Source organism: Paludicola sp. MB14-C6 (assembly GCF_030908625.1).
Lineage (GTDB): Bacteria > Bacillota > Clostridia > Oscillospirales > Ruminococcaceae > Paludihabitans.
On sequence record NZ_CP133133.1, the window covers coordinates 1838213 to 1852992 of the forward strand.

Here is a 14780-nt window from a genome sequence, read left to right on the forward strand (position 1 = left end):
CAGTCTCCTTTTTTACAATGTTGGTTCATCTGGGCTAACAATGCATTCTAACACAAATGAAGTATCATTTTCTAAAAATTCAGATAAGACGTCATCTATGTTTTTTAATGTTGTAATGCGTTTGGCATTAATTTGATATGCTTTTGCTAGTTTTACAAAGTCGGGATTGCCATCTAGTTGTACTGCAATTTCATTTTTGTTATATTGCTGATCTTGTACTTCTTTAACAAGTCCTAATGCATGATTATTCATAACAATTATTTTAACGGTAATTTGATTTTCTTTTATTGTAGCAAGTTCCATCATCTGCATTTGAAATGCGCCATCACCGCAAATTGCAACTACTTGCGCATTAGGGCTTGCCAATTTTGCTCCTATTGCGGCAGGAATAGAATAACCCATGGTCCCCATTCCACCTGAAGTTAAAAATCGTCCGTCTTCAATACAATAATTTCTTGCTGTCCAAATTTGATTTTGACCAACATCTGCAATAATACAAGCGTTAGAATCAGCTTTTTCCATGAGCTTTGATAAAAACTCATGAGGGTTTACGTACTTTGAAGTCTTTCGAGATTTTAATGGCTTTGCTGTATAGCTTTTTAATTCAGTAATCCATTTTGAATAGTCAGCAGTTGGAGGGCTTTGAATCATTTCAGATAAAATATGTTTGGCATCTCCAACCAATGGAATATTGGTAACAATGTTTTTGCCGATTTCAGCAGGGTCAATGTCAATGTGTATAATTTTTGCAGTTTTACTTAATCCGATTGGTGACATAATTGCACGGTCACCTACTCGAGCACCAAGTAAAATGATAACATCTGCTTGGTTCATGGCATGATTTGCAATTTCACTTCCGTTCATACCAATCATCCCATAGTATAAGGAATGAGTTGGAGAAACTGCACTGAGTCCCATCATAGTGGAAACAACAGGTATATTGGATTTTTGAGAAAAGGCTGTAAGCTCTTTGCAAGCGTTTGCACTAAATACACCGCCACCGGCACAAATTAACGGCTTTTTTGATTCTGCTAAAGCGTTGAGCACCCTTTTAATTTGACCGGAATGCCCTTGTATATTTGGATGATAGCTTCGGATTTCAATTGTTTCTGGATATGAAAAGTCAATCATTTCTTTTTGAATATCAACAGGAACGTCGATTAAAACAGGCCCTTGTCGACCGGTACTTGCAATTAAAAATGCAGACTTCATGATACTCGGCAGTTCCTTTGCATCACTCACTAAAAAGCTGTGTTTCACAAATGGCTCAGCAGCTCCCGTAATATCGGCTTCTTGAAATACATCTCGACCTAATAAATCACTTGCAACCTGTCCTGTAATAACAACAATCGGAATAGAATCCATATAAGCTGTTGCAATTGCAGTAATTAAATTGAGTGCACCAGGACCTGAGGTTGCAATACAAACGCCGGGTTTATTTGTAATACGAGCATATCCGTTTGCAGCATGACCTGCACCTTGCTCTTGCCGTACTAAAATATGTTTGATATTACTATGATACAATGCATCATAAAAAGGGCATATTGTAGCGCCCGGTAAACCAAAGACGACTTGTACGCCTTCTTTTTGTAAACATTTTACCATTGCGCTTGCGGCAGTAATCATTATAAAACACCCTTTCTTATGTAAATACTAAAATGACATAAATACGTTGTTATTATTATAATCTTTCTTGTTTTGTAATGCAACACTTTGGCATACTAAAGTACTAATTTACAAATTTATGAAAAACTTGCGTAGAAAAGTTGAAATAAGGTTAAAAAGATGGTATTCTAATATATAGCGCTTCTAGAATGATTAAATATATATAAAATTTATTGATAGATACACCATTATGGAGGAAATACGTTATGAAAAAGATAATTAGCATATCGTTACTTTTATTGGTCGTTTTAGTTACCTTTACTGCTTGTACTGGAGCAAACAGAGTGAAAAAGAAGGTAACTCCATATCCTGTTTCCCTATTAAATGTTACAATAGATAGAGCACCACTTAAAATAGCATCATTATCTCCGTCAATAACAGAAATTTTGTTAAGCCTTGGATATCAAGAAAAAACAGTAGGCTATTCAAGTGATTGCAAAATTCCAAGTGAAGTAAAAGAACCTGTATCAATTGGAACAGGACTAAAACCTGATTTTGAAAAAATAGGGCAAGTGGCTCCTGAAATTATATTTACCAATGTTCCAATGACAAAGCTTGAAATGTCAAAATTAAATGAAATCGGTATTAAAGTAGTGGTTATGCCTACTGTTAAATCAACAAAAGAACTGCTAGATCGCTATGTTCAAATTATAACAATCATGTCAGGGCAAATAGAAGCCAATACCAATGGAAAGTCTATTACTGAAGAGATGCAACGTCAGTTAGATTATATTCAATCAAAAGCCCCTGAAACCAAACCCACTTTTTTATATGTTTCTGCATTAGATCCAATCATTGCAACAGGTGATACTTTTGAAAGCAGCTTACTTTCTGTAATTGGAACCAATTTAGCTGAAAGCAAAAAGCAATATGCAGTTACAGCTGATGAAGTAAAAGCAATGAATCCTGATATGATTTTTTTCTCATCCAAGCTAGATAAAGAGCATATTATCGAAAGTGATTTGTTTAAAAACTCCAATGCAGTAAAAAATGAAAAGATATTTGCAGTTGAGCAAGAACAGCTTACTGTACAAAATATAGATATTGCAGAAGTACTTAGAAAGATTGCAACAACTGTTTATCCGGATAAGGATTTTTCAGAACCGGCTCCGGCTTCATCCAGCCAACCTGAAAAGAAGAAGTGGTACGAGTTCTTTAAAAAGAATTAGTAACGACAATATAAATACTTGTATATGTAGAAGTAGTTTGGAATTTTATTTTCAAACTACGTTTTGCTCTTTTTTACTATTTTATAAGTTATACTATCCATTTGACATGATTATTACAAAAGCAGAAAGGAACGTGTGTATATGAATTCCGTAAAAATTTTGGATTCTACCCTTAGGGATGGAGCACAAGGTGAAGGCATTGCGTTTACCAATCGTGATAAGCTTGCGATTGTAAAAAAACTTGATAAGCTAGGAATTCAATATATTGAAGCCGGAAACCCTGCCTCTAATCCAAAAGACATGGATTTTTTTTATGAAGTAAAGCAATTAAAACTAAAGAATTCAAAAATAGTGGCTTTTGGTTCTACACGTCATAAAGATAGTAAAATTGATGAAGACAAAAATATATTGTCTTTATTACAAGCCGATACTGATGTCGTAAGTATTTTTGGGAAAAGCAATGAAGATCATGTAATTGATATACTAAAGGCAACAAAACAACAAAATATCGAAATGATTTTTGATACAATATCCTTTTTTAAAAGCAAAGGAAAAGAAGTAATTTTTGATGCGGAACATTTTTTTGATGGATATAAAAAAAATGCACAATACACTATGGAAACTCTATTAACTGCTCAAAATGCTGGGGCAGATGTGATTGTACTTTGTGATACCAATGGGGGAACATTTTGCGATGAAATTGCTCAAATTATTAACGAGGTAAAGTCACAACTTACTTGTGAAATCGGTATTCATTGTCATAATGATATTGGATGTGCCGTTGCTAATTCTGTTATGGCGGTAAAAGGCGGTGCAACTCATGTTCAGGGTACATATATCGGATTTGGAGAACGTTGTGGAAATGCAAACTTGTCTTCGGTTATTCCCTTATTGCAACTTAAAGAGGGCTATGAATGTATACCAATTGAATATATGCAGCGGCTGACAAAAACTGCTCGATTTATTGCTGAAGTAACCAACGTAAGCTTAGATAATGCAATTCCCTTTGTAGGAAAAAGTGCTTTTTCTCATAAAGGTGGAATGCATGTTGACGGTGTGACAAAAAAATCATCTTCATTTGAACATATAGCTCCTGAATCTGTTGGAAATAAACGTCATGTGTTGATTTCCGAGGTTTCTGGCCGTTCAGCAATGTTGAGTGTGATCAACGATATTGATCCAACGATTACGAAAGAATCAAAAGAAGCGCAAGAATTGATCGATATTTTAAAAGAGCTTGAGTTCAAAGGATATTTATTTGAATCTGCAACTGCAAGTCTTGAATTAGTTATCACGAAGCACCTCAATCAGTTTGATCCTTTTTTTAAATTATTGAGATTTAAAGTAATTGGTGAGCAAACAGCAGGATTGCATGGTGGATTGGCTTCTGCGATGATAAAAATTCAAGTAGGAGAGGAAACAGAAATTACAGCAGCAGAAGGAGAAGGTCCTGTTCACGCATTGGATATTGCGTTAAAAAAAGCAGTACAAAGATTTTATCCTGCTGCCAAAAATATAAGGCTGATTGACTATAAAGTTAGAGTCATTGAACCTAGTGATGCAACTGCAGCGTTAGTTCGTGTTATGATTGTGTCCAGTGATGGAACAGATATTTGGACTACCGTTGGTGTGTCTCGAGACATTATTGATGCGAGCCTTCATGCGCTTTTAGATTCTGTTGAATATAAGCTCATGAAAGAAAAAAAATATAATGATAGTGAAGAAGAATAGGATTATGATTTTTGAAATTCATTTGAACAATAATTTTGAATTTAAATGAAATTGGTATTGATCTTAGGACACGAAATAGTATCGTGTCCAAATTTATTTTATAGATTAAAAAGAGAGAGGAAAAGAAAATGGATCAAGTAAAAGAAAATAAAATGGGATCCAAACCAATGTTTGGTTTAATTATGACAATGTCGCTACCGGCAATGTTCTCTATGCTTGTGCAATCGTTATATAATATTGTTGACAGCTACTTTGTAGCTAAATTAGGCACACAAGCATTTACAGCAGTATCACTTGCATTCCCAATTCAAATGCTAATTCTTTCTGTAGCAATTGGTACAGGAATCGGAATTAACTCAGTTGTATCAAGAAGGCTTGGAGAAGGCAATAAAGATAAAGCAAGCAAAGCAGCAACACATGGACTGTTTTTAGCGTTAATTTCGGGTGTAGTCTTTGCAGTGCTTGGCATTTTATTTACAAAAATGTTTCTACAAGTATTTACATCTGATCCCGCTATTTTAAAAATGGGCTGTGACTATACTTATATTGTTACTATTTTTTCAGTTGGAATTTTTATGGAAATCAATATTGAAAAGACGCTGCAAGCAACAGGTAATATGATATATCCAATGATGTTCCAGCTATCTGGTGCAATCACAAATATTATTTTAGACCCAATTTTGATTTTTGGTTTATTCGGTTTCCCTAAAATGGGCGTTGTAGGTGCAGCGGTTGCAACTGTCGTTGGTCAAATGGTAGCTATGACATTTAGTATTATTATTGTTGAGATAAAAAGTCATGATGTGCATATCGCATTTAAAGGATTTCGATTTGAATGGAAAACAATACGTGATATTTATGCTGTCGGTTTTCCGGCAATTATTATGCAATCAATTGCATCTGTGTTAACAACTGCACTAAACGGGATTTTAATCGGATTTAGTGAAGCTGCGGTTAATGTTCTGGGAGTATACTTTAAATTACAATCTTTCGTTTTCATGCCGGTGTTTGGATTGATGCAAGGTGTTATGCCTGTTTTGGGTTATAATTACGGTGCAAGAAATCGTAAGAGGGTAGTTTCAGCATTAAAAATAGGTACTGCTATTGCAATTGTAATTATGGCATTGGGTACAATCTTATTTGCTTCCATTCCTGATAAACTACTGCGTATTTTTAATGCAAATGCAGAAATGCTTGAAATTGGTGTAGTGGCATTCCGACTAATTTGTATTTGTTTTATTCCTGCGGCAATTGGTATTATGTCGTCAACATTGTTTCAGGCAATCGGTATGGGAACAAGAAGCTTAATCATTTCGGTTTTAAGGCAATTGGTTGTTTTATTACCGGCAGCATACCTATTTTCATTTTGGGGCGTAAATTATGTATGGTTAGCATTTCCTTTATCTGAAATGATATCCCTGATTGTGGCAATCAGTATAACAATAGCTGTGTTTAAAAAGAATATTAATACATTAACCCCATTAGATAATCAGCTAGTTAATTGATATGTTGTCAATTAAACAGGTCAAATTGAATAGAAAAGCATGAATAAAGGATACTACAACTCGTAAGAGAAAGTAGTATCCTTTTTGATATATTAAGGTAACCAGATAAGAATAATCCTTTTTCTAGCAAGGTAAAGGTTTGTCATTAATTAATATTTCATATTGACTCACAATTCTATTAGTAGCCAATTCACCCATATACTTTAAATGAAGCAATAATATTTAATTGTATTTATTAGAACTAATTACAGTTTTACTATAAATATTAGTTAACTTACTTTATTGTTAATTATAACAAAAACGTCCTGCAAATTTGTTTATATATACAAATTGAAGAATAAATGTAAATATATTCTTGACATTTTTTATAAATTTTGATATTATAATTTCAAAGAATGGCACACTTTATAAAACAAAAGTGTCAAATACATATTTTGGAGGATACTATGAAAAAATTTTTAGCAGCATCATTATCACTTGCAATTATTCTCTCATTGTTTGCAGGATGCTCTAATCCTACAGACCGGCAAAAGACTTCATCACAGTCAAATGCACCAGCGCAGCCAGTCAAATTTTCAATGCTCTATTCCGACAATGCGACACTGCCATTTAAAGCTGACTGGAAATCTGTAATTGAAGCCCAAAAATCAGCAAATGCTGAAGTTACTTTTGAAGTTGTTCCAATTGCAGACTACCAGCAAAAAGTTTCCCTAGGTTTAAATACGGGTACAGCACCAGAGGTAATTTTATATCAAACTGTTACAAAAGGAGAACTTGCCGCTTTAGCATTAAACGGTGCAATTGCTCCAATTAGTGATTATTCAGATCTAACTCCTAACTTTAATAAAACGGTAAAGGAATTAGGCCTTGAGGAAGATGTAAAAAATTTATCTCTAAAAGACGGTAAAAGATATTTTATGCCGGCATTATTCGATAAACCGTTTTATGATGGTGGACTTTTGATTCGTCAAGATTTACTTGATAAATTTAGTCTACCTGCACCAAAAACGTTTGAGGATTTGTATACTGTTTTAAAGAAATTTAAAGAAGCAGATCCAAAGTCTTATCCATTAACTACATTAGTTGAACCTCGTGTTCTATTTAGAATGACAATGCCTAGCTTTGGAATTTCACTAGGCAAAAATGCTTCCACAGGAACTCATGTACTTTCATGGGATTATAGTAAAAAGCAATACTTTGCTGGAGCAACAAGTGACCTATATAAACAATACCTAACATATTTTGCACGTCTTTATAAAGAAGGCTTATTTGATCCTGAAATGGTTAATGCAGGCGATAAATGGACGAGTAAAATGGCAACAGGTGCTTCAGCAGCATCATGGGCTTATTATGACCAAATTGGCGGAATTGTTTCTAATTCAAAAGTTCAAGGTATTAAATTTAATATGCTTCCTCCATTAGCTGGACCGGCTGGTGCACACCATCAACCAAAGAGTAAAACAGGCGGCGGCGCATTATTTACGAAAAAAGCAATGGAAAGATCAGATTTTAAAGAAATAGTAAAAGCCGTTGATAAAATGTTCTATGACTCAGCAAATGCACAAATGTGGTGCATGGGATTTGAAGGCGAAACATATACAAAAGATGGCGATAAGATTACATATGCAAAAGAAATCGTAGATTCACCAAATGGTGTTTACAAAGAATTGCAATTAAAATATGGTCTTGGCGTAGATGTGTTACAACAAGTTTGGATTAACCAAAGAGAAATGACAAAGTATGATGCAAACTATGCAGCTATCAACAAAACTGTTGCACAAATGGATGATGCCATTCAAGTAATTCCTCCTGCAGCTAAGTTTGATGACATGCAAGCTGAAAAAGCCGGATTGCTTCAAGCTCCTTTAGCTAGCGTCTTTGATGTATGGAATAATGACTTTATCACTGGTAAAAAGAGTATTGATAAAGATTGGGCAACTTATGTAAAAGAGATGGAAAGCAAAGGAATTAACGATCTAGTAAAACTTTATAATGATCACTTAAAGTAATTTAATTTTTAGGGATAGGGGTGTAGTAGCTACGCCCCTGTCCTATATAAATCGGGTTTTTTGAACAGGAGGAAATGATGAAAACGATATCAAAACCATCTCTCAATAAATCTTCTAATAAGAAGTATTTTAAAAAATACTGGCAGCTATATGCTATGATGCTTTTACCAATTATTTATTTTATTATATTTAAATATACGCCTATGTTTGGAAATATACTTGCATTTAGGCGGTTTAAGCCGGGTGGTTCTGCCTTTGGAAATCGCTTTGTAGGTTTTGCATATTTTAAAATGTTCATGACAGATAGTGCTTTTTGGCGTGCGTTTTGCAATACATTAATACTTTCAATACTTAATATTATAGTGAACTTCCCAATACCTATTATTTTTGCGATATTACTTAACGAAATGAAATTCTTTCGATTTAAAAAATTTATTCAAACTGCCTCTTATATGCCTCGCTTCGTTTCGACCGTAGTTGTAATTTCTATGTTGGGAGAAATCCTTTCTCCTAGCTCCGGTATCGTGAATCGCATGTTAAGCGATTTATTCGGAATGCAACCAATATTCTTTCTAAATGAGCCAGGCTATTTCAGAATTCTCTATATTTTAACAGACACATGGCAGTACACAGGTTGGACAGCAATCATTTATCTTGCAGCTATTACAGGCGTTAGTTCCGAATTGTTTGAGGCCGCAAAGATTGATGGTGCAAATAGATTTAAGCAAATTATCTATGTGACAATTCCTTCAATCATGCCAACCATTATGGTTATGCTCATTCTAAATGTTGGCAGGTTGTTAAGTGTTGGATTTGAAAAAGTGTTGTTACTTTATACTCCAAATAACGCAGCAGTCAGCGATATTATTGATACGTTGGTATATCGGGTTGGTATGCAAAATCAAAATTACTCCTATGCAACTGCAGTTGGACTTTTCGGCGGTATTATAGGTTTAATTCTTGTAAGTAGTGCCAACTGGTTCAGTAGAAAAGTATCGGGTGAGAGCATTTATTAGTGCTTTGTAGCCTAATTATAAAAAGATGGAGAGTTTTATATGAAAATTACTTCAAAGGGTGAACGTGCATTTGATATCATAAATATGATTATTATGTGTCTAGTTGGTGCGGTTTGCTTTTTTCCATTTATATATATGATTGCGCTTTCTTTTTCTAGTGCGGATGCAGTTATCAATAATAAAGTTTCCTTATGGCCGGTTGGTTTTACTATTGATGCGTATAAAGAGATATTTTCATATCCGAACTTTTTTAGGGCATATGGAAATACAATATTTTATACAATTGTAGGTACATTCATCTCTTTAACAATGACAATTCTCTTTGCTTATCCACTTTCTAAGAACTTTTTAAAGGGAAGAAGTATCATTATGAAACTGGTGGTCTTCTCTATGTTTTTCTCTGGTGGTTTAATTCCAAACTACCTTGTTGTAGCTTCATTGCATCTTACAAATACAATATGGGCAATGCTATTGCCATTTGCAATTAACCAGTTTAATCTCATTATCCTGATTAACTTCTTCAAGGGTATCCCTGAAGAGATTGAAGAGGCGGCTATAATTGATGGCCTTGATTATTTTAATATACTCATTCGCATTGTATTGCCTTTGTCGTTACCAGCGATTGCAACCATTTCACTTTATACAGCAGTTTTCTTTTGGAGTGATTGGTTTAATGGTTTAATCTATCTAAAAGCAGATCAGTTCCCGGTAATGCTATACTTACGTAATATTGTAAATGGTGCAGCATCAGTTGGTGATGGAGCAGGATCCGCTGATAAAACTACGATAGAAATTACAATAAAATCTGCAGTAATTATGACAACGACAATACCAATTATTTGTTTATATCCTTTCTTACAAAAATTCTTCGTTAAAGGATTAACTTTAGGTTCAGTAAAAGGATAACATACAATAAAAGAAAATAACCAAGTGTGATACATATCATAGCGTTACTTTGGATAGAAAGTTTTAGGAGTGAAGATATTGACTGATATCGAACTGAAAATTAGAGAATATTTAAGTGATTTAACGAGTGCAGAGCAAAGAGCGGCTAAGTATCTAAGTAGTAATTTTGAAAGTGCATTAAAAATGTCAGTAGATGATTTAGCTTATAATTCAAAGGTGAGCAAAGCAACGTGGATTCGTTTTAGTAAAAGCTTAGGCTATGAGGGAATTAAAGACTTAAAAAAAGCAATGATAACAAACTTACAAAACGCCGTTAATGAGAGCCAAGCAAAAAACGAAAGTGAATTTCCCGAACTTAAAAATAATAATACCATTAAAAATGTTGTTGCAAGAATAACGGAGAATAGTATTACAGCAATTCGAGACACTGCATTGTTAGTTGATGAACAAGTGGTGGAAAATGCAGCGAAAGAAATAGCAAAAGCTCGCTCTATACGTATTTTTGGTGTTGCTGCATCTGGGGTTGTCGCAAAGGACTTAGCTCAAAAGCTTACCCGTATTGGGAAATGTGTTGTTTATTTTGAGGATTTTCATGAAAATTTGTTATCAACATCTTGCATTCAAGCAGATGATGTAGCAGTATTTATATCATGTTCAGGCAGAACCAAAGAAATAGTGGAGTTATTGCACATTGTAAAACAAAGGGGCGCAAAAATTGTTGCAATAACAAAATTCGGAAAAAATGATTTAACTGAGATTGCCGATTTTAAACTCATAATGAGTTCTCCGGAAAATGAGAAACGTATTGGAGCAACCAGCTCACGAATGGCTCAGCTCATTGTGGTAGATATTTTATATAGTACTATTTTGAAAAATGATGTTCAGAATGTAACCAAACATTTAAATGATAGTTATGTCATTAGCAGACATTTTAAAGATTTGACAAATTGACTAAGGGTGGAATAAAATCATGCAAACGTATTCTTTAGATCAAAAAATTGCCCAACTATTTGTAGTGAGCTTTGCCCATTCACATCTGACACAAGAAGATATTGATGAATTCACAAAGCATAAGTTTTCTAACTTTATTTATTTTGCTAGAAATCTAGAAAATTATAAAGCTGTGGCTGAGTTAAGCCGCAGTCTTCAAGAAATTGCAAAGCAAAATTGTAATATACCGGCATTTATTGCAATAGATCAAGAGGGCGGAATGGTAACGAGAGTATATTCCGGTGCTACACATTTTCCAACCAATATGGCAATAACAGCGTCAAACAATGCGGATAGTGTTTATGAAATGGGTAAAATGGTTGGAACCGAGCTTCTTAGAATGGGTATCAACCTTAACCTTGCTCCGGTTTTAGATGTGAATAATAATCCCTATAATCCTGTAATAGGCATACGCTCTTATTCTGATAATCCGGAAATAGTATCCCAAATGGGTGTGGATTATTTGAAAGGATTACAATCAGCAGGAGTACTTGCAAGTGCGAAACATTTTCCCGGACATGGAGATGTTACTGTAGATTCTCATTTGTCACTTCCGGTTGTTGATTATCCGATGGAGCGGTTAGAAAAAGTGGAATTATTGCCGTTTAAAGCAGCAATAAAAGCTGGCGTGTCATCCATCATGTCTGCCCATGTGGTTTTTCCATCAGTAGATAAAACGAGATTACCGGCAACTCTATCTTCTGAAATCTTAACCAAGTTCTTGCGAGAAACGTTAAACTTCCAAGGAATCGTTATGACAGATGGTATGCAAATGGAAGCAATAAGGTCTAATTATGGTATTGAACGTGGAGCGGTATTAGCCATTCAAGCCGGAGTAGATTTATTGTGTATGACAGGTAGTCATACGGATAATCATCTTGCGTTTGAAGCAATCAAAAAAGCGGTTGCAGATGGGACAATACCAATCAGCCGTATCGATGATGCTTTTGAAAGAATTCTAAGCTATAAAAAACAATTTCACCTAAACTTTGATTTTATACCTTTTGAGCAGCTGGTTGAAATATATCCAAAGCATGAGCAGCTTGCAGAAAAAATGAGTCGAGAAAGTATTACCTTAGTAAGAGATCCACAAAAGCTTTTACCATTAGGTAACTGTAAACTGCTCGCTATTTCAACCCTGCCAATAAGGGCAAATCTTGCCGAGAATTCTACGGTGGTTTTAGAGAGTTTTGCAGAAGTACTTGCAAAAACTCAAGGAGCCAACTATCGTGAAATCGAGTTAGATGTACCTGATATAGTAATCCAAGAGATTGTAGAAGCTTCTATTAACTACGATAAAATTGTAGTTGCTACATATAATGCTATCTTAAATAGACAGCAAGCTTTATTGGTAAAAAGATTAACTGATATAGGCGCAAATGTAATCGTTGTGGCATTACGATTACCTTATGATTGCAAGGTTATGCCTGAATCAGTATCTTTTGTTGCGGCTTATGAATATACAAAACGTTCCATATATAATGTTTGCAAATGCCTTGCTGGTGATATACCATTCATGGGTGTTATGCCTGTTGCAGATTATGAATAAATTAGAAAATCTTTTTAATAAGAATGAGCGTATGGTTATTGGGCTAATGTCAGGAACTTCAGTAGATGGTATTGATGCAGCTTTAGTAAGAATTAAAGGAAGCTACACAGACACAAAAGCTGAACTATTAGGCTTTGAAAATTATAAGATGCCCGATGGCATACGAGAAAGAATATTTGCACTTTTTGAAGATAAAACTTCATCTAGCAAAGATATTTGTCATATGAACTTTTTATTAGGAGAGCTTTTTGCAGAAGCCGCTAAAAAGATAGCCGATAAATGTGCAATCAGTTTAGCAGATATTGATCTTATAGGTTCTCATGGGCAGACAATTTACCATATACCTGTGCCGGTAAATGACTGTGGTTATCAAATTCGTTCTACTCTCCAAATCGGCGAGGGGGCAGTAATTGCTGATAGAACAGGAGTAGTTACTGTGTCTGATTTTAGGGTAATGGATGTAGCGGCAGGTGGCGAAGGTGCCCCACTTGTGCCATATACAGAATATTTGCTTTATCGCAGTGAAACGGATTGTATAGCCTTACAAAACATTGGAGGAGTAGGTAATATCACCGTTATCCCTAAAGGTGCGGCTGAGCATGAAGTGATAGCCTTTGATACAGGCCCTGGCAATATGATTATTGATTTTATGGTTTCTTTTATAACAAATGGTAAGCAAAGTTATGATGTGAATGGAGAGATCGCTAGTCAAGGAATCGTAAATGAACAAGTTCTATCGGAACTTATGCAAGACAAATATTTTAAGATTTTACCGCCTAAAACTACAGGTAGAGAGTACTTCGGTAAAAGATTTAGTAAGCAGCTACTCGAAAAGTGTAAATCGCTTGGTATGTCAGATCATGATATTGTAGCGACAACAACTATGTTTACTGCAAAAACAATTGCAGATGCTTGCGAACATCTTATTCCACTACCAATTACAAAGTTGGTAGTTGGAGGAGGAGGTAGCTATAATAGTACTCTAGTTAAAATGTTGAAGGCTGAATTGCCGAAAACAACGGTATGTATTCAAGAGGATTTAGGTTTTTCCAGTGATGCAAAAGAGGCAATCGCCTTTGCAGTGTTAGCAAATGAAACGATATCATTTCATCCGAATAATACTCCCTCTGCAACAGGTGCCTATAAAAAGAAAATTCTAGGTAAAATCAGTATATAAAACTACATAAAATAAATTGCTAATCAATAAATTTAGGAGTAAATTATGAAGATTGAATTAGAAAAAATCGCAACTGAAACACGAAATGAGTCGACTGCTAACATTGATAAGATGACTACTATAGAAATACTAAAGGCAATAAATGATGAAGATAAAAAAGTTGCTTACGCTGTTGAAAAAGAGTTACCAAACATAGAAAAGGCGGTAGAGGTTATTTATCAAAAGCTTGTTGCCGGTGGTAGACTAATATATTGTGGTGCAGGTACTTCAGGTAGACTTGGCGTGCTTGATGCGGTAGAATGTCCACCGACATTTGGTGTATCACCCGACTTTGTAAAAGCAATCATGGCAGGTGGCCCCAGTGCATTTGTTAAGGCTGTAGAAGGGGCAGAAGACAACAAAACGCTTGGTGCATCTGATTTAATAGCAGCTGGATTTACAGAGTCTGATGTATTGGTAGGTATCGCTGCAAGTGGAAGAACCCCCTATGTAATTGGGTGTATGGAATACGCAAAAAAAATTGGAGCACCGGTTATATCATTAAGTTGTAGTTTGCATTCCGAGATTGAACAGTATGCTGATATAGCAATTTCTCCTTGGTCAGGACCTGAGGTAATCGCAGGTTCAACACGTATGAAAAGTGGAACAAGCCAGAAAATGATTCTGAATATGATTTCAACAGCTGTTATGATTAAACTTGGAAAGGTTTACGGAAACTTAATGGTGGATGTACAGGCTACCAATGAAAAGTTAATAGAACGTACGAAATCTATCGTCTGTACTGCAACAGGTGTAGATTTGAATACTGCGATTGCAACATTAGAACAGTGTGAGTACTCAGCTAAGCATGCAATATTGATGATATTGGCTAATGTGAATTATGATCAATCAAAAAACCTTTTACTAAAGCATAATAATAATATTGCTCATGCACTGGAGTTTTTGAATAATAGTAAAGCAATCTAATAATGAATAGAATATAGTTGGACTATGCATAGCATTTTCTCATTGATGTTATAACAAGCAAAATTGTTAAGAACGGTGTAATTATCGTTTTTATACA

The 14780-nt window shown here is 34.8% G+C and carries 11 protein-coding genes; 10 read left to right on the top strand and 1 reads right to left on the bottom strand.

Translation table 11 applies throughout. From position 1 onward, the window contains the following. Positions 1–12: 12 nt before the first annotated feature. Entirely contained in the window at positions 13–1626 is a 1614-nt protein-coding gene (gene ilvB, locus RBG61_RS08855; RefSeq protein ID WP_307942754.1) for a biosynthetic-type acetolactate synthase large subunit, read from the bottom strand. Between the two features lie 245 nt (positions 1627–1871). On the opposite strand from ilvB, the gene RBG61_RS08860 reads away from it, so the two are divergent. The 10 genes from RBG61_RS08860 (at position 1872) to murQ (ending at position 14683) form a co-directional block, all read left to right on the top strand. Further along, positions 1872–2834: an ABC transporter substrate-binding protein gene (locus tag RBG61_RS08860; RefSeq protein ID WP_307942757.1), complete on the top strand. Its 963-nt coding sequence runs from the start codon at positions 1872–1874 to the stop codon at positions 2832–2834. Between the two features lie 141 nt (positions 2835–2975). Continuing rightward, positions 2976–4565: a citramalate synthase gene (gene cimA / locus RBG61_RS08865; protein ID WP_307942761.1), complete on the top strand. Its 1590-nt coding sequence runs from the start codon at positions 2976–2978 to the stop codon at positions 4563–4565. Positions 4566–4693: 128 nt separating this feature from the next. Continuing rightward, positions 4694–6070, top strand: a complete 1377-nt coding sequence (locus RBG61_RS08870; RefSeq protein ID WP_307942763.1) for an MATE family efflux transporter — start codon at positions 4694–4696, stop codon at positions 6068–6070. A 446-nt stretch (positions 6071–6516) separates the two neighbouring features. Continuing rightward, positions 6517–8079, top strand: a complete 1563-nt coding sequence (locus tag RBG61_RS08875; protein WP_307942765.1) for an extracellular solute-binding protein — start codon at positions 6517–6519, stop codon at positions 8077–8079. 77 nt (positions 8080–8156) lie between these two features. Continuing rightward, positions 8157–9095, top strand: coding sequence for an ABC transporter permease (locus tag RBG61_RS08880; RefSeq protein ID WP_307942767.1), 939 nt, complete (start codon positions 8157–8159; stop codon positions 9093–9095). A gap of 39 nt (positions 9096–9134) precedes the next feature. Then, entirely contained in the window at positions 9135–10001 is an 867-nt protein-coding gene (locus tag RBG61_RS08885; protein WP_307942769.1) for a carbohydrate ABC transporter permease, read from the top strand. Positions 10002–10079: 78 nt separating this feature from the next. Continuing rightward, positions 10080–10952 carry a MurR/RpiR family transcriptional regulator gene (locus RBG61_RS08890; RefSeq protein ID WP_307942770.1) on the top strand — a complete coding sequence of 291 codons (873 nt, stop codon included), beginning with the start codon at positions 10080–10082 and terminating at the stop codon, positions 10950–10952. A gap of 19 nt (positions 10953–10971) precedes the next feature. Continuing rightward, positions 10972–12540 carry a beta-N-acetylhexosaminidase gene (nagZ, locus tag RBG61_RS08895; protein ID WP_307942772.1) on the top strand — a complete coding sequence of 523 codons (1569 nt, stop codon included), beginning with the start codon at positions 10972–10974 and terminating at the stop codon, positions 12538–12540. Next, positions 12533–13717 carry an anhydro-N-acetylmuramic acid kinase AnmK gene (gene anmK / locus RBG61_RS08900; RefSeq protein WP_307942773.1) on the top strand — a complete coding sequence of 395 codons (1185 nt, stop codon included), beginning with the start codon at positions 12533–12535 and terminating at the stop codon, positions 13715–13717. Before nagZ ends, anmK begins: the two co-directional genes overlap by 8 nt. A gap of 42 nt (positions 13718–13759) precedes the next feature. Continuing rightward, positions 13760–14683: an N-acetylmuramic acid 6-phosphate etherase gene (gene murQ / locus RBG61_RS08905; RefSeq protein WP_307947238.1), complete on the top strand. Its 924-nt coding sequence runs from the start codon at positions 13760–13762 to the stop codon at positions 14681–14683. Positions 14684–14780 lie beyond the last annotated feature (97 nt).